Here is a 19,613-nt window from a genome sequence, read left to right as displayed (position 1 = left end):
TCGGTCTGACAGGGCACAGCTACGGGAGTTTGAAGGTCGCAATGGATCTCAGCGCCATCGAGCGCCAAGTGGCCACCGATCGCTCGGCCGCGCGGGATCGGACGCCCGAAGCCGAGCTGGCGCTGGCGACCTCCCTGTGTGAGCTGGCCCGTGGCCTGATGGCCACCAAATCCGACCCCGCGCAGCGGGATCGCTCACCCTCGGCGCTGGAACCCGCGCAGGAGGCGGTGCTCATCCGGCTACGCTGGCTCACCGCCGGACATGTCACCGCACCTTTCGCCGCCGAGGTGACCGAGGCGCTGCGGCTGTTCGAACTGGCCGCCCGCACCATCGGTCACCGCGAACTGGCCACCTCCACCATCCGCAATGCCTGTCAGGCGTATCGGCATGTGGCACAGAACTATCCGCTCGCGGCAGGCGCGTCGGCGGACGCGCTGTCCAAGTGCAGTGTGTGGCTGTGCCGGCTGGATCCGAAGGCGGCCGTGGCCGCGGGCGAGGACGCCGTCCGCATTCGCGCCGGGCTCTTCGCCGCCGACCCGGATCAGGCCAACCGGTACCTGGCCTCGCTCAACACCCTGCTGCGCACCCTCATGGTGGGCCGGCAGCGCAAGCAGGCGCTGGCCATGTACCGCGAATGCTATGCGGGAGTCACCTCCCCGGCCATGACGCAGCGGCTGCGCGAGATCCGGGTCGAGGACATCGGATTCATGAGCAAGACCGTCACCGCCCTACGCAAACTCGAATGCGCCACCCTCGAGCGGGCCGGTTACCTGACCCAGCAGCAGATCCTCTATCAGACGGCCGGTGACCTGGCCACCATCGAAGAGGTCAACTGGCAGCTGGCCCTGGTGGGCCTCAAGCCGATCGCCGCGGGCGCGCTGCCCGACCAGCCGTCCAAGCCGGTCGAGATCAGCACTTCCTTCGGCGCGCTCGCGGTGCGCTGCTCGAGCCGCAATGCCGTCACCCTGGTCCGCGCCGCCCTGCTGGCCGCCTACACCGCCGACGGCGCGTCGGCCGTTCCCAGCACCGCCTACCTGGGTGTCGACGAAAAGCACTGGAGCACACCGGAACCCGAATCGAACGCGGCCGAACGCCTGGGCGAGGACGTCGTCCTCATCGAAAAGGTCTCCGAACACTGGGTCTCGGTGAAAAGCCTGAACTGGGAGGTCGCCCCCGTCGGCCGCCACCCGGTCGCCCTGCGCCTGTCCCAGGAATGGCCGGTGGTCAGCGTCACCACGACCGAGAACATCTCCTACGAACTGTGCTGGTACGAGGGCGGCGCTGCCACCCAATACGCGGCCCTGGGCCTCCCCGCCGCCCAAACTCCCCTCGAAAAGCCTTTGGCCCCCTTGGATTTCAAGGCCCTCTCCGACTACGGCGCCGACTACGCCTCCGAAACCCAGGTCCGCTCCGCCTTCGGCAACACCACCATGTTCACCAAACTCACCTGCCTCCCCGGCAGCGGCATCCGTCAAGCCGCCGAAGCCGGCCCCCTGGCCGCCCACGGCGCCAACACCCTCTACTTCCGCAACGCCGACTGAGCCGCCCGCGACGGCGGTCAGCTCAGTGGCACGCGATGCTTTGGCACGGGTCGACCACATCCAGGTAAGACCGCATCGGGCGTACGTAGAGCTTGTGAGACACCGGATCCGCCCCGAGCCCTTCGATACCGCCCGCCACGCTGAAATTGCCTTTGATGGTACGACTCGCGATATCGATCACCGTGACGGGAGTGACGCCGCCCGGCCCGTACGAGTCGGGTGCATAGACGGTCCCGAGCACAGGATCGATGGCAAGCCAGAACGCCTTGTGTCCTACGTCGAGGGCCCCGAGGTAGGTGCCGTTGGTGAGATCGAACATGGCCAGCTTGGTATCGACGGACATGAACGCGGTGTTCGTCCGCGGGTCGACCACCATGAGCTCCCCGTCGAGGGGTGAATCGATCTGCCGCACCACCGATTTGGTCGTCGGGTCGACGATCTTCACATTGCGGCCGCCCGCGAGGTAGACCAGGCCGCGGTCAGGATCGACGGCGACGTCCACCCCGTGGCCCTGCCCGCCCACGCTGCCGGTGACTTGCAAGGAAACGGGGTCGACGATCGAGGCCACGAGCTGTGCGCCGGTGGCCCGGTCCAGCACATCGCCGTTGGCCTGGCTGGCGTACACCTCGTGGGTGGGTGGGTAGACCGCGATCTGCCGCGTGCTGTTCGGGACCTTCGCGGTACCCACGACCGTGTTGGTCGTGGTATCGATCTTCAGCAGTGCTATCCCGTCTTGGAGTTGCCCGCCGATCACCCAGAGGGTTCGGGCTTGCGAATCCACCGCCAGGGCGCGCGGCGAGGCTCCGATCGGCACCTTGGCAACGGTCTGCCCGATTTGGGTATCGACGACCGACACCGTGTTGCTCGAGGTGTCGGAGGTGAAGACGCGGTGGTTGACCGAGTCGACGACCGTGTAGCCGACGCCTTGGGTGTCGCCGACCGCGATCGTCGGAAAGTTCGGCTTGTCCGACGCGTGATCAGTATGCGCGCCACCGGAACTCAGCGCGACGACGCCGGTGACGGCCGATGCGACCAGCAGCGCCGCGGCCGCGCCGATCAGCCAGGTGCGGTGCGTGGAGCGAGCGGTTACCGGCGATGACGTCGCGAATCCGGCAGCGGCGGGCGCGGTTTCGCCCGCGCGCGCCTGGAGTTGGAGCTTGTCGAGGGGATACCCCGCCGCCACAACGGCATCGGACAGTACGCGCACTCGCTCCGCCGTCCACCGCTGCGGATACGTCAGTGTCAGCCCCGCCAGAGGGCGCACTCCGGACTCGGGTTGCGTGCGCGCGACCACGGCCCGCAGTACCCCCGCCACCGCATCGGGACCGGCGGTCGGCTGATTCACCGCCGCCGCCATGGCAGCGGCGTCGTCCAACCGCAGCGGCCAGGCCGCGCCGTCGGTCCCGGCCAGAGCGGCGGTCACCTCGGGAAACCCGAAATCAACCCGTAGCCATATCGATTGGTTGTCCAACGGTCCCGCCCCTCCCGGCAAACGATCAGCCGCGACAGCATAACGAGACCTGTGGAGCCCGGAAAAACCGTGGGAGGCGTTCAGTTGCCGGGTAGTTCGACCCGTTTGCCGAATTCGGCGGTCAGGGCGCGCAAGGGATCGAGGCGGTCGATGGGCAGGAAGGTGAGGGCGTAGTCGTCGCCATCGGTTTCGAGGGAGATGAGGAAGGCGCCGGTGGAGTGGGTGTGGTCGCCGACCTGGCGGAGGAAGGCTTCGGCGCGGTCGTCGGCGGGCCAGTCGGCTGTCGCGGTCGCGAAGTCGGGGTACCAGTCCCAGGGCAGGGTCGGTGGGCAGGAGGGCAGGCGGCGCAGGGCTGTCCGCATGTCGGCTGTCTCCTCCTTGGCATCGAACTGGGCGAGGATGCCGAGGCCGCCGAAGAAGGGTTCGCCGAGGGCGGTGAGGAGGCCGCGCCATGGGCCGGCGCGGTGGGCTTGCAGGGGGTGGGCGAGGGCGGCGTGGACGGTGGCGACGGGCCAGGGGTGGTCGGGCATGAGCAGCTCCGCGATGGAGAGCAGGGTCCGGATCGTGGCGGTGGGAGGCTCGGGCGGGTGGGGCGTCAGCTCTTCGAGGAGTACTTCGCCTGGGCCGTCGACCCAGCCCTTGGCGTGGATGTCGTGCGGTGACGGCACCGACAGCAGCTCGCGGAGCACCTCGATCGCGGCGAGGGTGATCTCGCGGCAGTCGTCGGCGTCGGGGGTCGATCGCCGGTTGTCCCAGATCCCGTAGTGCCACAGCGGGCCGTACGCGCCGGGCGGACCCCATCCGGCGTCGGTCAGCACCCGCCGCTGCGTGTCCGACAGGTCGTCGGACACCTCGAGCACGAGACTGCCGGGCTGCTTCGCGAACTGCAGGAAGGTCTCGACCCCCACGATCTCCAGGATCAAAACAGTCTCGTGGGGGCTGTAGATCAGCAGCGCCGCCAGCCCCGACGCGAACTCGTACCACTCGCGGTCACTCATCGAACATCCGATCACCCCAGCAACTCACCTGTCGGACAACATGATTGCAGTCCGGGCCGACACGATCGAACCGGCTGGTCGCCGCCGGTCGGGAGCCGATGACAGGAATGTTGCGGATGTCGGATTGGCGCAGTTTGTCGCAACTGTCCAGTATTGATTTCGGTAACAGTGATTCAAGTCACTCATGACAGCTACCCTGTTTTCACCCGGCTGCTCGTGCTGCTCGACGAAGGGTCGTCCGGTCACGCGAAATGCCGTGGACAGAAAGGCGTCTCGAACATGAGTAGCATTCCGACCGCGGTGCCCCCTGCCGCGGAATTTCCCCCGCCGACGTTGGTCACCGGGTTGTGGCAGCGGAAACTGCCGCGCTATCCGGAAACACCCGCCCGGTCCTGGTATCTATTCCTCGTCGTCGTGGTGTCGGTCGCGCTGTATTACCAGCTCTTCGTCTCGGGCGCGGTGGGTAATCAGCTGATCGCGTACTTTCACCTGACCTTCGCCTACTTCGTCGGCATCTTCATCGTCGGCGCGGCGTTCGGCGCGGTGGCGTCGGTGGTGACGGGGGTGCTGGACCGCTGGGGACGCGCCAATATCGTCGCCTACGGCACGGTCGTCACCTCGCTGCTCACGCTGTTCGCGCAACCGCAGTGCACGAGCAAGGAGGCCTACCTCGCCGTCTACTGCCTGATCAGCATTGTCGAGGGCGCGGTGCTGGTGGCCACTCCGGCGCTGGTGCGCGACTTCTCGCCGCAGCTGGACCGCGCCTCGGCCATGGGGTTCTGGACGCTGGGCCCGGTGCTCGGCGCGCTGGTCACCACGGAGATCTCCACCCACACCCTGGACGCGCACCCGGACTGGCAGTACCACTACCGGCTGGCCGGCGTGATCTGCACGGTGATCTCGATCGTCGGGCTGATCGGACTGCGCGAGCTGAGTCCCCGGCTGCGCGATCAGATCATGGTCTCGCTGCGGGACAAGGCGCTCATCGAGGCGCGGGCGCGCGGGCTGGATGTCCATGCGCTGGAACGCAATCAGTGGAAGCAGATGATGCATCTCGACATCGTCGGCTCGGCCCTGGCCATCTCCATCTTCCTGGCGTTCTTCTACACGATCGTCTCGTTCCTGCCGGTCTACATGGCGACCAACTTCGGATTCACTGCGGCGCAGGCGAATTCGCTGGGCAACTGGTATTGGATCGCGAGCGCGATCTCGCTGGTGCTGACCGGGATCGTGTCCGACGCGATGAAGGTGCGAAAACCCTTCATGGTGTTCGGGGCGATCATCAGCATCATCGGCGGCTACGTCTTCCTCGGCTACACCGATAAACCCGGCACCGACTACTACACCTTCGCGGTGGTCATGAGCTTCACCGCGGTCGGTTCCGGCATCGCCTACTCGACGTGGATGGCCAGCTTCACCGAGACGGTGGAGAAGCGCAATCCGGCGGCGACGGCGGTCGGGCTCGCGGTGTGGGGTGGTGTGCTGCGGACCGTGGTGACCTTCGTGCTGCTGGGGTTGCTGTTCGTGGTGACTGCGGCGGGCACGCTGGTCAACTACGGGCCGCGACTGCAGACCATCAACGCCAAGTACCACAACGAGATCGCCACCATCCAGACCGTGGGCGCGGACACGCTGGCGGCATTGGGCAAGAATCCCAATGACGAAACGGCGCAGGTCGCGGCACTCGTCAAACTGACCGGTGACGCACCGGCGGACGTGAAGACGACCGTCGAGCTCAACGCGAAGTATCCCGACGAGCTGGCCACCCTGCAGTCGATCGATTCGGGGGTGCTGGTGAAACTGCTGACGAACCCGAACGATCAGGCCAGCGCGGCGACCGCGGTCGCCCAGGTTGCCACCAAGTTCAAGATCCCGCCGGATCAGGCCATCGCGCGGATCACCGCCGCGCAGAAGGTTCCGGTCGATCAGCTGGCCGTCGCCTCGCAAACCGGTCCGGCGCTGACCGCGGCGAGCGCGAAACTGCAAGCCGTGAGCGCCATCCCTGCCGACGATCTGGCCTACCTGTCAGCGCACGGCGCGGATGTGCAGAAGGCGCAGGCGGATTCACCCAAGCAGTGGAAGCGCTGGTGGTGGATCTGCTTGATCGCCCAGATCTGCTTCATCCCGTTCGTGTTCATCATGGCCGGGCACTGGAGCCCGAAGAAGGCGGCCGCGGAGGCGGCCGAGCACGATGAGGCGGTGCAGCGGGAGCTGGCGACCCTCGCCAGTGATGACCCGGTTCGCACGGAGTGAACTACAGTTGGTGAAGTGACGAATGCGGTGGCCGCGACCTTCGATCTGCTCGGTGATCGACTGACACTGACGATCCTGCGGCACGCCTTCGTCGACCATGCCCGCCGGTTCACCCAGTGGGCCGACCGCACCGGGGCGCCGCCCGCCGTGCTCACCGCACGGCTGGCGGCGCTCGTCGATGCCGAGGTGCTCGAGCGGGCCCCGGTCCCGGACCGGGCCGAGCGCAGCGAATACCGGCTCACCGAACTGGGTTTGGCGACCTGGGAGATCCTGGTCTGCGTGTGGTCCTGGCAGCGGGAGTGGACCGGGGAGTGGGCGCTGCTGCCCGAGTTCGCGCACACCGCGTGCGGGCATCGCGGGCCGCCGGTGGTCATGTGCCGCGGCTGCGGGCGCGATGTCACCGCCCACGACACCGAGGTCGAGCTGGATCGGGATGTGTTGTGGCAGCTCACTTCCGGGCGTCGACGTTCCGTGCGGCCGGTCCCGGCGCGCGGTGACGCGCGGTTCGACGAGATCATGGAGGCCATCGGGGATCGATGGAGTGCGGCGGTCACCGGGCTGGCGCTGGCGGGCGTACGCCGATTCTCGGAATTCCGTGCGGCCCTGGATATGTCGCCGACGACCTTGACCGAGCGGCTGACCCGTCTGGTCGACGCCGGAATCCTGCATCGGCCCGAGCCTGGCGGGCGCGACTATCGGTTGACACCACGCGGTCGAGCCCTGTTCGGGGTCTTCGCGTTTCTGCTGGCGTGGTCGGAACGCGCGCATCCCGGCTCTCCCGAAGCGGGATTGCGGATCCGGCACAAGGAATGTGGGGCCGTGCTGGATCCGGCGCTGCGTTGCCGGGGTTGCGGGGCGGAGCTGGGCCGCCGGGACGTGCGGTTCGAGCCGTCGTCGCCGCGCCCGGCTCTTGACAGCCTCCACTGAGACGCGTATCACTTCATTAACTGTAGTGCACTTCGCCGGGTGCTGACCGCCCCGGTTGCTGGAGGCTTCTCATGCCGCTCAATGAAGAACTCATCGCGCCCGCCGCGCAGGCGCTCACCAACCCGTACCTGGAAGGTCCCTACACGCCTACCGCGCAGGAGACCACCGCCACGAATCTGACCGTGCTGCACGGCGAATTGCCCACCGATCTGGACGGCGTCTACGTGCGCAACGGGCCCAATCCGCAGTTCGCGCCGCTGGGCCGCTACCACTGGTTCGACGGTGACGGCATGCTGCACGCCGTGCACTTCGAGGACGGCCGGGCCACCTACCGCAACCGCTTCATCCGCACCGCCGAGTTCGAGGCCGAGCATGCGGCGGGAACGGCACTGTGGCGTGGCGTGATCGAGCCGTGGGACGGCAATCCGTCCGGTGATCGGCGCGAACGCAATTCGGCCAATACCGATCTCGTCTACCACCACGGCAACCTGCTGGCCCTGTGGTACCGGGCGGGCAAGCCGTATGCGCTGGACCCGATCAGCCTCGAGACCCGGGGTGTGGACACCTTCAACGGCACACTGCGCGGGGAGGTTTCGGCACACGCCAAGGTCGACGAGCGCACCGAGGAACTGCTGTTCTTCGACTACGGCATCCACTCGCCGTACCTGCGTTACGGTGTCGCCGACCCGGACGGCACGGTCAAGCACTACACCGGGCTCGAACTGCCCGGCCCGCGACTGCCGCACGATATGGCCATTACCGAGAACCATTCGATCCTGATGGATCTGCCGCTCTACAACGATCCGCGCGCGGCCGCCGCCGGACGCTTCAAGATCTTCTTCGATCGCACGCTGCCCAGTCGTTTCGCGGTGCTGCCGCGCTATGGCGAAGGGGCGGAAGCGAAATGGTTCGAGGGCGAATCCGGCTACATCTATCACACGGTCAACTCGTGGGAGGAGGGTGAGGAAATCGTCCTGGTGGTCTGCCGGGTCTCCGAACCCAGTCCGGTCTCCGACCGCGCTCACCCGCTCGCACAGCTGCTGGCATATCTGCGGCCGGAGGCGAAACTGCACCGGTATCGGTTCAATCTGCGCACGGGTGCCACCGTCGAGGAGCCGATGGATGACGTCAATACCGAATTCCCCGCCATCGACCAGGGATTGACCGGTCAGCGCGGCCGCTACTCGTATCAGATGCGGCTCTCGGTGGATCGCACCATGATCTTCGACGCGATCATCAAGTACGACATCCGCAGCGGCGCAAAGGAGACCGCGCCCTTCGGGGACGGCATCTACGGCAGCGAACTCACCGTCGTCCCGCGGCCGGGCGGTACGGGCGAGGACGATGCCTGGCTGACCATGTTCGCCCACAACAACCACACCGGCCTGGGCGAAGTCTGGATCTACGACGCCGCCGATATCACCGCGGGCCCGGTCTGCCGCCTCGGCCTGCCGGTGCGTGTCCCGCTCGGCTTCCACGCCACCTGGGTCAGCGGGGACCGGATGCGGACAGCCGCCCGGCCGGTTTCCTGATCCAGACTTCATCCCATGAAATAGGTTGTCCGCGTGACTGTTCCACACTTGAGCGTCAGTCTTCCCTATTGGCAGAACCGAGCACCCCTGGATGCGCTCCAGGTGGCGGCGGCCGCCGAGAAACTCGGCTACCACCGCCTCTGGGTCGGTGAGATGGCCACCTTCGATGCCTTCGCCCTGGCCACCGCGATCGGGAAGTCTCCGGGCCGTATGCCACTGTGCCTGGGCCCCTTGCCGATCGGCGTGCGCAGCCCCGCCACCATCGCCCTGGGCGCGGCCACCGTCGCGGCCCTCACCGGCCGACCGGTCGACGTGGCGCTGGGCACCTCCAGCACGGTGGTGGTCCGCGACTGGCACGGCCGCCGAAGGCACCGCACCGCAAGGCATCTGGACGAGTGCACCCGCATCGTCCGCGCCCTGCTGGCCGGTGAGAAGGTCGAATACGACGGCCTGATCGAACGCATCCGCGGCTTCCGACTACGCCTGCCCGCCCTCCGCCCGAGCCTGTCCACGACCGTTCTCGGTGACACCGGTGCGGCCGAATTCGGCCTGGCCAGTGTCGGATACACACACGGCCGGGTGGCGTCCAACGGCGCTGCGGCCGACACTCGACGGCCGATCGGGGTCGATGCTGACGGCGTTGGACCCGAGTCGACCGCATCGGACGGACCGTCTGCCGAAGTGGCTGGGCAGGTGAGTTCATCCGGCGATCAGGCAAGCGCATCCGCCGATGCGCCGAGCACCGGGGGAGAAATCGTGGTGGCGGCCTTCGGGGATCGCGCGCTCGAGGTCGCCGCCCGGTGCGCGGATCGCGTGGTGCTGAACCTGGTGACACCTGCCCAGGTCGCCCGATGTGTCACGGCGATCAAGGAATTCGCCGACCGCGCGGCCCGCCCCACACCCCCGGTCTCGGTCTGGGTGACAGCCGCCTACGAACCCGACGCCGACATGCTCACCACGGTCCGGCAAGCCGTCGTCGCCTACCTGCGCGCCCCCGGCTACGACACCATGTTCACCGAAGCGGGCTTCGGCGATGTGGTCCGCCTGGCCCACAGCGGCGCCCACCCCCGTGACCTACTGGCCGCCATCCCTGACGAATTACCCGCAGCCGTAGGCATGTTCGGCGATGCGCCGTCCCTGATCGCACGGCTGGCGCAATACCGCGACGCCGGCGCGGACGAGCTGGTCATCGTGCCTGTCACGACCGCCGAAGACCCCGCCGGCCACCGGACCCTCAAGGCGCTGGCAGAAATCCGCGCACATGCGTCGGGAGTGGCCGATGACCACTGAACGTGCCGCGGTGGGAATGGAGTCGGATCTGTGAGTGAGGCATTCGTTTTCGACGCGGTGCGGTTGCCGCGGGGGCGGGTGCGCAAAGGTGGGGGGACGCTGGCCGAGGTGCCGCCCTATGAGTTGTTCGGGCAGTTGCTGGCGGCGCTCGAGGAGCGGGGGTGTCCGCCGGAGGCCGTGGATGACGTGCTGGTCGGGGTGAGCACGGCGGTGGGGGAGCAGGGCGGGGATGTGGCTCGGGCCGCGCTGCTGTGGGCAGGGTGGCCGGATTCGGTGCCGGGGGCCGTGGTGTCGCGATTGTGCTGCTCCGGGCTGGACGCGGTGGAGAGCGGCGGGGCGCGGGTGGCGGCGGGATTCGCGGACCTGGTGGTCGCGGGCGGCGTGGAGTCGATGTCGCGGGTGCCGATGCTGTCGGATCGGCCCGCGATCGCGCTGGACGCCGACCTGGGTGAGCGGACCGGGTTCGTCACCATCGGGGTGTCGGCGGATCTGACCGCCGCCGCGCACGGGATCACTCGAGCGGAACTGGACGCCTTCGCGGTCCGGTCCCATCGGAAAGCCAGTGCCGCAGTCGGTTCGGCATCGGTGATCCCGGTCCGCAAGGGCGGGGCGGTGGTTCTCGCCGCCGATGAGGGTGCGCGACCCGATGCCTGTGTATCGGCCTTCGCGTCACTGCCGACGCTGTTCGGCTCCGATCCCTCGTGGGAGCGGGTCGCGCGGCGGCTGCCGGAGTTGCCGCGGCCGGTGGACGGGCTGCACACCATCGCCACCGCCCCGCAACTCGCGGACGGGGCTTCGGCACTGCTGCTGGGCAATCGGCGCGCCGCGGACATCCTCGGGCGTCCACCCGTGGCGCAGATCGTAGGCACGGCACAGACGGCGGTGCGGTCGCCTCTGCTGACCGCGCCGATGTCGGCCGCACGCGTGGCGCTGCAACGGGCTGGGATCTCGGCGAAGCGACTGGATGTGGTCGAGGTCAACGAATCCTTCGCCGTCACACCGATGCTGCTCACCCGCGGTCTCGGAGTGGACGCGTCGCGGGTGAACCCGTCGGGCGGCGCACTCGCGGTCGGGCACCCGCTCGGCGCGACCGGCGGCATCCTCATCGCTCAGGCACTCGATGAATTGCACCGCCGCGACGGCGAATACGCCCTGATCACCATCCCCGCCGCCCTCGGCTTGGGCTCGGCCATGGTGCTACGCCGCATCACCTGACCCCGGCGTGCGCCGCACCGACCGCGGCACCCGCCACCACCGGACCCGTCGACTCCAGAGGATCGAGATGGTCGAAACATCCTCCACCCAAACCCCCACAGATGCCGGCACCCCAACGCCCACTGGGGCTGGCACCCCAACGCCCACTGGGGCTGGCACCCCAACCGCCACCGCTGCCGTTGGTATCTCCACCGGGCAGATGGTTGTCGGCTGCCATCCGGACGAGGTGGTGCGGGATTACCTCGAGCGGGGCTGGTGGCAGGCGGAGACGATTCCGGAGGTGTTCGGGCGGCGGGTTGGCGCGGCTCCGGATGCGCCGGCGATCACCGATCCTGCCAACCTGGCTGAGCTGACCGGCGCGCTGCCGCGCACGCTGACGTGGCGGGAACTCGACGACCACGTCACCGATATCGCGGCGGTGCTGCTGGACAACGGGATTCGGCAGGGGTCGACGGTTGCGGTGCAACTGCCGAACAGTGTCGCGTTGACCGCTGTATATCTGGCGTTGTGGCGGTTGGGGGCGGTGGCGACGCCCATGCCGGTGTCGTATCGGCGGCATGAGCTGACCGGTATTGTCGCGGCGACCGACGCGGTGGCGATCATTACGGTTGGGAGCCTGGGAGATCGGGATCTCGCGGGCGAGGCACTTGCGGTGGCCGACGGTGCGCGAAGCGTATTCGCCTTCGGGCCGGGGGTTCCGGCGGACGCGGTGCCACTCGGCGACGCGGTCGATGCGGATGCCCGAAACCGGGTGCACGAGTACGTCTCCGGGCTCTCGGTCACGGTGAACGACCGTGTCACCATCTGTTGGACGAGCGGCACGGAGGCCGCGCCCAAGGGCATTCCCCGCTGTCACGGTGATTGGCTGGCCGTGGCGGGCGGGGTGCAGGATGGGCTGGGTGTGACCCCGGATTCGGTGGTGCTCAACCCTTTTCCGATGGTGAACATGGCCGGGTTCGCGGGCTCGTTCCTGCCGTGGCTGCTGGCGGGCGGGCATCTGGTGCAGCATCATCCGCTGGATCTGCCCGTGTTCTTCCGGCAGATCGCCGCGCATCGAGTGACCCACACCAGCATGCCGCCCGCCCTGCTCACCATGCTGTTGCAGAACGAAGCATTGCGGGCGCAAGCCGATCTGTCGTCGCTGCGGACGGTCGGCTCGGGTGGTGCGCCGTTGCCGCCGCCGGTCGTCGCGCGCTGGCAGGAGGAGTTGGGGATCTCGGTGCTCAACTTCTTCGGATCCAACGAGGGCGTCAGCCTGCTGGGCGCACCCGCCGATATCCCGGATCCGACTGTGCGGGCGCAACATCTGCCGCATTACGGGGCAGCCGGGGTGCGGTGGTCCACCCGGCTGGCCGCACGGACCGCGGTGAAACTCGTCGACGTGGTCAGCGGGGAGACCGTCACCGCGATCGGCGGACGCGGCGAACTGCGTCTGCGCGGTCCGGCCGTCTTCGCCGGATATCTGCCCGGCACAGCCACCTCGGAGCCGTTCGACGACGAGGGATATCTGTGCAGCGGTGACGTTTTCGAGCTGTGCGGTGACGGTGGACGGTATCTGCGGTTCGTGGACCGGGTCAAAGAGATCATCATCCGGGGTGGCATGAATATCGCACCCGCGGAGATCGAGGGCCTGCTCATCGACCATCCTGCGATCGCGGACGTGGCGGTGGTCGGCTACCCGGATGCCGTGCTCGGCGAGAAATGCTGTGCCGTAGTCGTTCCCGCCGACGGAGCGACGGTGACCCTCGCGGATCTGGTCGCGCACCTGCAAGCCCGGGAGGTCGCGTCCTTCAAACTGCCCGAACGCCTGGAGATCACCGACGTGCTTCCGCGCAATCCGGTCGGCAAGCTGCTGCGCCGCGACCTGCGCTCCCGACTCTGACCCTCTCACTTCCTTGGAGCATCCCGTGTCCGTGTACATCTTGGGCGGCAGCCAAACCGATTTCGCCGTCAACTGGCATCGTGCCGGTCTCGAGTTCGATGCCCTCGTCCGCGAGGTGCTCGAAGCAGCACTCACCGCCACGCGCCTCGACGCCACGGCCATCGAGGTCGTCCATGTCGGCAACGCCTTCGGTCAATTGTTCACCGGCCAAGGCCAGCTCGGTGCCATGCCAGCCACCGTGCACCCCGACCTCTGGGGTGTGCCGGCCGCCCGCCACGAGGCGGCGTGCGCCTCCGGCAGCATGGCCGCCCTCGCCGCCATGGCCGACCTCGAATCCGGCCGCTACGACTGCGCTCTGGTGCTCGGCGCGGAAGTGGAGAAGACCGTGCCCGGGGCGCAAGCCGCCGCCTACATGGGTGCGGCGGCCTGGGCCGGGCACGAGGCCCAAGACACCGACCTGGTCTGGCCCACCCAATTCGCGGCCATCGCCGAGGAATACGACCGCCGCTACGGCCTCGATCCCGAACACCTGCGTGCGATCGGCGCACTGAACATCGCCAACGCGCGACTGAACCCGCTTGCGCAGACCCGTGATTGGACCTACACCGAGGACAGCTTCACCGCCGATGACACCGCCAATCCGCCGGTCACCGGGGTGCTGCGCCGTCAGGACTGCAGCCAGATGACCGACGGCGCGGCTGCCGTGATTCTCGTCTCGGATCGATTCCTGCAGCGGCACAGCGGTATCCGGCCCGCCGACACCGCGCTGATCTCCGGCTGGGGGCATCGCACCGTCGGGTTGTCGCTCGACGAGAAGTTCCGCGCCTCGGCTGCCGAGCCCTACGTTTTCCCGCACGTCCGCACCGCCGTGCTGGATGCGCTCGGCCGTGCGGGTCTGGCCGACATCCATCAACTCGACGGTGTCGAAGTGCACGACTGCTTCTCGGTCTCCGAGTACGTGGCCATCGACCATCTCGGCCTGACCGCGCCCGGTGAAAGCTGGAAGGCCATCGAATCCGGCATGATCGGGCGCGACGGCAGCCTCCCGATCAACCCGGGCGGTGGCCTGCTCGGGATCGGTCACCCCGTCGGGGCGACCGGCGTCCGCATGCTGCTGGACGCTTACAAGCAGGTCACCGGCCGGGCCGGGGACTACCAACTGCCGGGCGTTCGCCGCTACGGCACCGTCAATATCGGTGGCAGTACCACCACGGTCGCGAGCTTCGTCGTCGAGACCGTGGACGGCTGATACTCAGTCCGCGAGCTTGGCCGGGTCACGAACCGCGCCCTTGTCGGCCGAGGTGGCCAGCAGTGCATAGGTTTTCAGGGCGAGGGACACCTGACGGTCGCGGCTTCGCGGACGATAACCGCCGTTCGCCTCCAATTCGACACGGCGAGCATCCAATTCGTCGTCGCCCACGGCGACCGTGAGAGTGCGGGACGGGATATCGATGGTGACCATGTCGCCGTCGCGCACCAGCGCGATCGGGCCACCCGCGGCGGCCTCGGGGGAGATATGGCCGACCGAGCAGCCGGAGGAGCCACCCGAGAAGCGACCGTCGGTGATCAACGCGCACTCGCCCGCCAAACCCAGACCCTTCAAATACGAGGTGGGATACAGCATCTCCTGCATGCCCGGTCCACCACGCGGACCCTCGTAGCGGATCACCAGGACGTCGCCGGACTTGATGCGCTTGGAAAGGATCGCCTCGACCGCTTCCTCCTGGGATTCCAGCACCACGGCCGGACCGGTGAAGGTGTGCATGTGCGCCGCCACACCGGCAGATTTGACCACCGCCCCGTCCGGGGAGAGGTTGCCGCGCAACACCGCCAGTCCGCCGTCGCGCGAATAAGCGTGCGCGGCATCGCGAATGCAGCCCGCGGCCGCGTCCAGGTCCAGGGTTTGCCAGCGTTCGGACTGGGAGAAGGCGGTCGCCGAACGCCGGCCGCCGGGTGCCGCGTGGAACAATTCCAGCGCGGCGGGGGCGGGCGAAGGCGCGCGGACATCCCATTCGGCCAGCCATCCGTCTAGCGAATCCGCGTGCACGGCATGGACATCGCGATGCAGCAGGCCCGCCCGGTTCAGCTCACCCAGCAGCGCGGGGATGCCGCCCGCACGGTGCACGTCCTCCATCAGGTAATCGCCGTTGGGGGCCACCTTGCACAGGCAGGGCACCTGCAGCGACATCTTCTCGATGTCGGTGAGCGTGTAGTCCAGCCCGGCCTCCTGGGCGGCGGCCAGCAGGTGCAGGACGGTGTTGGTGGAGCCGCCCATGGCCAGATCCAGGGCCATCGCATTGTCGAAGGCGTTGCGGGAAGCGGTGTTCCGCGGCAGCACCGAGGCGTCGTCGTGGTCGTAGTAACGCCGGGTGATGTCCATGACGGTCCGCCCCGCCGCCCGGTACAGCTCGGCGCGGGCGGTGTGGGTGGCCAGCGTGGTGCCGTTGCCTGGTAGGGCCAGGCCCAGCGCCTCGGTCAGGCAGTTCATCGAATTGGCGGTGAACATGCCCGCGCATGAACCGCAGGTGGGGCAGGCGTTCTCCTCGATGCGGGTCAGGTCCTCGTCGGAGACGTCGGGGGAGACGGCCTCGGACATGGTGACGATGAGGTCGAGGCGGCGGCGCACGGTGCCGTCGACCAGCACGGCGGTGCCGCCCTCCATCGGGCCGCCGGAGACGAACACCGTCGGGATGTTCAGGCGCAGGGCGGCCATCAGCATGCCCGGAGTGATCTTGTCGCAGTTGGAGATGCACACCAGCGCGTCGGCGCAGTGCGCGTTGACCATGTATTCGATCGAATCCGCGATCAGGTCGCGGGAGGGCAGTGAATACAGCATCCCGCTGTGCCCCATGGCGATTCCGTCGTCGACGGCGATCGTATTGAATTCGCGCGGGATGCCGCCCGCCTCGCGCACCGCCTCGGACACCATGCGGCCGACCGGTTGCAGATGGGTGTGGCCGGGCACGAACTCGGTGAAGCTGTTCGCGATCGCGATGACCGGCTTGCGGCCGATATCGGCGGACGGAACCCCGCTGGCCCGCATGAGGGCGCGAGCCCCGGCCATATTCCGTCCGTGCGTGACCGTGCGGGAGCGCAACTCGGGCACGATGCCACCTCCTCCTCGTCGCGAACCGATCCACAACCAAATGGTTGCAACCGTGTGGTTGGAGTTTGCCACATGTCGGAGCCGAACTGCAACCGTGCGGTTGGAGATGGTTGGATGGGGGCATGGCATGGGATACCGAGCGGACCAGAAGGCTGCTACTGGAAGCCGCCGTCCACGAGTTCGCCGAGCGCGGCCCGGACGGTGCGCGGGTCAATGCCATCGCCGCCCGCGCCGGGATCAACAAAGAACGCATCTACCAGTACTTCGGCGACAAACGCGGCCTCTTCGAAGCGGTCCTCACCGACCAGCTCGAGCAACTCGCCGCCGCCAGCCCGCTCGCCGCCGACAAGGCCGGCGACCTGGCCGACTACGCCGGGCACGTCTTCGACTTCCACCACACCCATCCGCAATTCCTGCGGCTGATGTACTGGGAAGGGCTGCAACCTCAGGACGGTGAGCTCCCCGCTGAATCCGCCCGCGCCTCCCACTACGCCGACAAGGTCGCAGCGCTGGCCACCGCTCAACGCGCAGGGACCCTGCCTGACGATGTCGCGCCCGGGTATCTGCTGTACGCGGTCGCCGCCCTGGCCGCCTGGTGGTTCGCCGCACCCCAGGTGGTTCGCATGATCCTCGGGGCCGACACCGACAATCCCGCAGCACTCCGCAGCGCACTGGTCGCCCTGGTTCGCCGCCTCGAATTGCGGGATTAGCGCGCGGGCGTCATGCGAGGAAGAAGTCCCGGGCTGTTTCGGCAATACTCTTGGGGCGCATCATGACCGAGGCATGGCTATCGCCCGGAAGTGACCGGTAGGTCGTCCCCGGCAGGGACGCGGCGAGCGACTTCGCGCCGTCGTGGAAGAAGGGCTGACTCTTACTGCCCACCGCGACCAGCACCGGCGCTTCCAGCCCCGACCATCGTTCGGCGGGCAGCGGTTTGCCGGTTTGCGTGCCGTCGAGGACGGACAGGTCGTAGGGGATGGTGTGCGCGATCGCGGCCATCTTGGACCAGCCGGGCATGAACAGCCGCATCATCGTCACCGCGACGGACGGCATGCCCATGCCCTTGGTGAAGAACAGCTTCACCGCGTCACTGCGGCGACCCGCCGACACCAGTCGGGCCGCTTCCCCGGCCAATCCGTCCGGCATCGGCGGCCGGCTGCCGTCGATGATGAACGGCGGTTCGTAGAGCAGGACGCCCGCCACCCGCGCGCCGAGTTCGGCGGCCGCGTCGAGTGCGAGTACCGCACCCGACGAGCTGCCGAACAGGAACGCCCGGCCTCCCGCTGCGTCGATCAATGCCGCGATGTCCTCGATTTCGCGGTCCTTCGCGTACGGCTGCGTGTCGCCGCTCTGTCCACGCCCGCGCCGGTCGTAGTTGAGGACCGTGAAGTTCGCCGCCAGCAGCGCGGCCAGCTTGGCAGTGCCCGAATGATCGGCCAAGGCCGCGGACACCACGATGATCGCCGGTCCGGCCCCGGTCGACTCATAGGCGATCAGGGTGCCGTCCTTCGAAGTCACGGTCGCCATTTCGGTGCTCATGTCGCCGAACCTTTCGCAGTGGGGGTGGTCAACCATTCGTCGAATCGATCGAGCGTCATGCTGAAACCTGCTGCCATGCCCAGCTTTTCCATCGCCTCCAGGTCTTCGACCGTGTCGAACCGGGTGCGTACGAACAGATCCGTGTGCTCTCCGCGATCGAGCAGCTCCACGGTGACCGTGCGCCGACTGTCGCCGACGACATTTCCGTCCGCGTCGGAGAAGGTTTCGAGATAGCCGAGCTGCGCGGGCTGCTCGATGTCTCGATAGACCGCCCGACCCCAGACTTCTTCCGCCGCACCATGATCGGGCCGCATGCAGTAGTGCCACAGCCCGCCGGGCCGAACATCCATCCGATAGACCGTGGTGGTCCAGCCTTTCGGACCCCACCACCGCGCAATGTGCTCGGGACTGGTCAACCCGTCCCACACCAGCTCCCGTGGCGCGTGAAGAAGACGTGCAACGGTGATTTCCCGCTCTCGCGTATTCTTCGAAACCCTAGCTTGCCGTGTCGCGTCCATGATCATCCTTCATGACCTGCAGGTAGCTGTCGAATTCATCGAGCCGTTCCTCCCAGACCCGCCTGACGGTCTCGAGCCAGGCATCGAGCTCCCGGAACGGTTCGGCCCGCAAGGCGTAAACCCGCCGCTGCGCGATCGGCTGCATCTTCACCAGCCCCGCCTCACGCAACGACTGCAAATGCTTGGACACCAACTGCTGCTTGAGCTCGAGCCGCTCCACGATCTCGTTCACCGACCGCGGCCCATCCCGCAACAACTCGACGATATGCCTGCGATTCGGCTCGGCGAGTGCCCGCAAGGTCGCTTCCATGACCGAACCCTACCTCCAGGTTGTACAACTCGCAAGTGGTATAAGCTGGCCTAGCGGCTCACCAATGCTCTGATGGCCCGAATGATGTCTGCGGGAGACTCCTCGGCCATGAAGTGACCGCAGGTGACGGTCTCGTGGTTCAGGTTCGGGGCCCAGGCGCGCCACAGCGATTCGGCATCGAAGCCGAGGGCCGAGCCCCAGTCCTGCTGCAGGACGGTCACCGGCATGCGGAGGGTGGTGCCCGCCGCGCGGTCGGCCAGGTCGTGCTCGACGTCGATGTTCGCCGAGGCACGGTAGTCGGCGACGATCGAAGGGACGGCCTGGCGGCAGGCGGCGAGGTATGCGTCGCGGATATCGGCGGGAATGGCGTCCGGATTCTTGATCCAGCCATCCAGGAAGTAGCCGAAGAACGCGTCCGGGCTCGCGCCGATGAGCTGCTCGGGCAGGCCGACAGGTTGGGCCATGAGATAGAGGTGGAAGCCGATCGCGCCGGTCAGGCCGTGTAGGACGTCCCACATGTCGAGGGTCGGCAGGACGTCCAAGGAGGCCAGGTGCGTGACGTGGTCGGGATGGTCGAGGGCGGTCCGGATGGCGACCAGCGCGCCCCGGTCGTGCCCGGCCAGCGCGAACTGCTCGTGCCCGAAAGCCTTTGCCAGCGTGACGATGTCATCGCCCATGGTGCGTTTCGAATAGGCGTTGCCGTCGGTGTCTAGCGGCTTGTCGCTGTCGCCGTAGCCGCGCAGATCCGGGCAGATGACGGTGTGATCGGCGGCCAGATCCGCGGCCACGTGCCGCCACATGAGATGGGTCTGCGGGAAGCCGTGCAGCAGCACGATCGGGCTGCCGGAACCGGCCACCGCCGCATGCAGGGAGACGCCGTCGGCGACGGTGACACGCTGGTAGTCGAATCCTGGGATACGGGGACTCATGGTGTTCCTTAGGTTCGGGGGAGTGCGGGTACCCGACGAGACTGGCGGGGGACACTCAGCGATCGGTCAGCAATGACTCAGTGCCGGGGTGTCCGGGGCGGC

At 67.8% G+C, this 19,613-nt stretch carries 16 protein-coding genes; 9 read left to right on the top strand and 7 right to left on the bottom strand.

The window, feature by feature from the left end; genetic code table 11:
- Window positions 1–41 precede the first annotated feature (41 nt).
- Window positions 42–1,541 carry a hypothetical protein gene (locus tag ACFXHA_RS38175; RefSeq protein WP_379365034.1) on the top strand — a complete coding sequence of 500 codons (1,500 nt, stop codon included), beginning with the start codon at window positions 42–44 and terminating at the stop codon, window positions 1,539–1,541.
- Between the two features lie 22 nt (window positions 1,542–1,563).
- Here the strand turns inward: ACFXHA_RS38175 and ACFXHA_RS38170 are convergent, their stop codons facing one another.
- Both ACFXHA_RS38170 and ACFXHA_RS38165 read right to left on the bottom strand, forming a co-directional pair.
- Complete coding sequence (locus ACFXHA_RS38170; protein ID WP_379365032.1) at window positions 1,564–2,964, bottom strand: YncE family protein; 1,401 nt, start codon at window positions 2,962–2,964, stop codon at window positions 1,564–1,566.
- A 128-nt stretch (window positions 2,965–3,092) separates the two neighbouring features.
- Complete coding sequence (locus ACFXHA_RS38165; RefSeq protein ID WP_379365030.1) at window positions 3,093–4,010, bottom strand: hypothetical protein; 918 nt, start codon at window positions 4,008–4,010, stop codon at window positions 3,093–3,095.
- Between the two features lie 279 nt (window positions 4,011–4,289).
- Here ACFXHA_RS38165 and ACFXHA_RS38160 point away from each other — a divergent pair, with 279 nt between their 5' ends.
- The 7 genes from ACFXHA_RS38160 to ACFXHA_RS38130 all read left to right on the top strand — a co-directional run bounded on the left by ACFXHA_RS38160 (window position 4,290) and on the right by ACFXHA_RS38130 (window position 14,358).
- A complete protein-coding gene (locus tag ACFXHA_RS38160; RefSeq protein WP_379365028.1) occupies window positions 4,290–6,263 on the top strand; it encodes an MFS transporter in 1,974 nt (657 codons plus the stop codon).
- Window positions 6,264–6,278: 15 nt separating this feature from the next.
- A complete protein-coding gene (locus ACFXHA_RS38155) occupies window positions 6,279–7,190 on the top strand; it encodes a winged helix-turn-helix transcriptional regulator (RefSeq protein WP_379365026.1) in 912 nt (303 codons plus the stop codon).
- 71 nt (window positions 7,191–7,261) lie between these two features.
- Window positions 7,262–8,722: a carotenoid oxygenase family protein gene (locus ACFXHA_RS38150; RefSeq protein ID WP_379365024.1), complete on the top strand. Its 1,461-nt coding sequence runs from the start codon at window positions 7,262–7,264 to the stop codon at window positions 8,720–8,722.
- A 33-nt stretch (window positions 8,723–8,755) separates the two neighbouring features.
- Entirely contained in the window at window positions 8,756–10,012 is a 1,257-nt protein-coding gene (locus tag ACFXHA_RS38145; RefSeq protein WP_379365022.1) for an LLM class flavin-dependent oxidoreductase, read from the top strand.
- Between the two features lie 30 nt (window positions 10,013–10,042).
- Window positions 10,043–11,227: an acetyl-CoA C-acyltransferase gene (locus ACFXHA_RS38140; RefSeq protein ID WP_379365020.1), complete on the top strand. Its 1,185-nt coding sequence runs from the start codon at window positions 10,043–10,045 to the stop codon at window positions 11,225–11,227.
- Between the two features lie 199 nt (window positions 11,228–11,426).
- Entirely contained in the window at window positions 11,427–13,109 is a 1,683-nt protein-coding gene (locus ACFXHA_RS38135) for a class I adenylate-forming enzyme family protein (protein WP_379365018.1), read from the top strand.
- Between the two features lie 13 nt (window positions 13,110–13,122).
- A complete protein-coding gene (locus tag ACFXHA_RS38130) occupies window positions 13,123–14,358 on the top strand; it encodes an acetyl-CoA acetyltransferase (RefSeq protein ID WP_379365017.1) in 1,236 nt (411 codons plus the stop codon).
- Window positions 14,359–14,361: 3 nt separating this feature from the next.
- On the opposite strand, the gene ilvD is transcribed toward ACFXHA_RS38130, so the two are convergent.
- The gene (gene ilvD, locus ACFXHA_RS38125) at window positions 14,362–16,215 is read right to left on the bottom strand and encodes a dihydroxy-acid dehydratase (RefSeq protein ID WP_379365015.1); all 1,854 of its coding nucleotides are present in this window, start codon (window positions 16,213–16,215) and stop codon (window positions 14,362–14,364) included.
- A gap of 122 nt (window positions 16,216–16,337) precedes the next feature.
- Here ilvD and ACFXHA_RS38120 point away from each other — a divergent pair, with 122 nt between their 5' ends.
- Complete coding sequence (locus ACFXHA_RS38120; protein WP_379365013.1) at window positions 16,338–16,925, top strand: TetR family transcriptional regulator; 588 nt, start codon at window positions 16,338–16,340, stop codon at window positions 16,923–16,925.
- A gap of 10 nt (window positions 16,926–16,935) precedes the next feature.
- Here the strand turns inward: ACFXHA_RS38120 and ACFXHA_RS38115 are convergent, their stop codons facing one another.
- From ACFXHA_RS38115 to ACFXHA_RS38100, 4 genes are read right to left on the bottom strand one after another with little or no spacing between them, the layout of a single operon-like run.
- A complete protein-coding gene (locus ACFXHA_RS38115; RefSeq protein ID WP_379365011.1) occupies window positions 16,936–17,754 on the bottom strand; it encodes an alpha/beta fold hydrolase in 819 nt (272 codons plus the stop codon).
- Window positions 17,751–18,278, bottom strand: coding sequence for an SRPBCC domain-containing protein (locus ACFXHA_RS38110; protein ID WP_379365009.1), 528 nt, complete (start codon window positions 18,276–18,278; stop codon window positions 17,751–17,753). The genes ACFXHA_RS38115 and ACFXHA_RS38110 overlap by 4 nt, the downstream gene beginning before the upstream one ends.
- Window positions 18,250–18,582: an ArsR/SmtB family transcription factor gene (locus tag ACFXHA_RS38105; RefSeq protein ID WP_379365007.1), complete on the bottom strand. Its 333-nt coding sequence runs from the start codon at window positions 18,580–18,582 to the stop codon at window positions 18,250–18,252. The genes ACFXHA_RS38110 and ACFXHA_RS38105 overlap by 29 nt, the downstream gene beginning before the upstream one ends.
- 50 nt (window positions 18,583–18,632) lie before the next feature.
- Window positions 18,633–19,511 (bottom strand): alpha/beta fold hydrolase, encoded by an 879-nt coding sequence (locus ACFXHA_RS38100; protein ID WP_379365005.1) that lies wholly within the window; start codon window positions 19,509–19,511, stop codon window positions 18,633–18,635.
- Window positions 19,512–19,613 lie beyond the last annotated feature (102 nt).

The sequence above is a fragment of the Nocardia sp. NPDC059240 genome (genome assembly GCF_042753865.1).
In the GTDB taxonomy this organism is placed as follows: domain Bacteria; phylum Actinomycetota; class Actinomycetes; order Mycobacteriales; family Mycobacteriaceae; genus Nocardia.
Note: the sequence above shows the minus strand (reverse complement) of the source record. Positions and strands in the feature narration are given on the sequence as shown.

Excerpts from the sequence above, each read along its gene's own strand:
- ACFXHA_RS38175 (WP_379365034.1), top strand. The coding sequence starts at position 42 with ATGGATCTCAGCGCCATCGAGCGCCAAGTGGCCACCGATCGCTCGGCC.
- ACFXHA_RS38165 (WP_379365030.1), bottom strand. The coding sequence starts at position 4,010 with ATGAGTGACCGCGAGTGGTACGAGTTCGCGTCGGGGCTGGCGGCGCTG.
- ACFXHA_RS38160 (WP_379365028.1), top strand. The coding sequence starts at position 4,290 with ATGAGTAGCATTCCGACCGCGGTGCCCCCTGCCGCGGAATTTCCCCCG.
- ACFXHA_RS38150 (WP_379365024.1), top strand. The coding sequence starts at position 7,262 with ATGCCGCTCAATGAAGAACTCATCGCGCCCGCCGCGCAGGCGCTCACC.
- ACFXHA_RS38135 (WP_379365018.1), top strand. The coding sequence starts at position 11,427 with ATGGTTGTCGGCTGCCATCCGGACGAGGTGGTGCGGGATTACCTCGAG.
- ACFXHA_RS38120 (WP_379365013.1), top strand. The coding sequence starts at position 16,338 with ATGGCATGGGATACCGAGCGGACCAGAAGGCTGCTACTGGAAGCCGCC.
- ACFXHA_RS38115 (WP_379365011.1), bottom strand. The coding sequence starts at position 17,754 with ATGAGCACCGAAATGGCGACCGTGACTTCGAAGGACGGCACCCTGATC.
- ACFXHA_RS38110 (WP_379365009.1), bottom strand. The coding sequence starts at position 18,278 with ATGATCATGGACGCGACACGGCAAGCTAGGGTTTCGAAGAATACGCGA.
- ACFXHA_RS38105 (WP_379365007.1), bottom strand. The coding sequence starts at position 18,582 with ATGGAAGCGACCTTGCGGGCACTCGCCGAGCCGAATCGCAGGCATATC.
- ACFXHA_RS38100 (WP_379365005.1), bottom strand. The coding sequence starts at position 19,511 with ATGAGTCCCCGTATCCCAGGATTCGACTACCAGCGTGTCACCGTCGCC.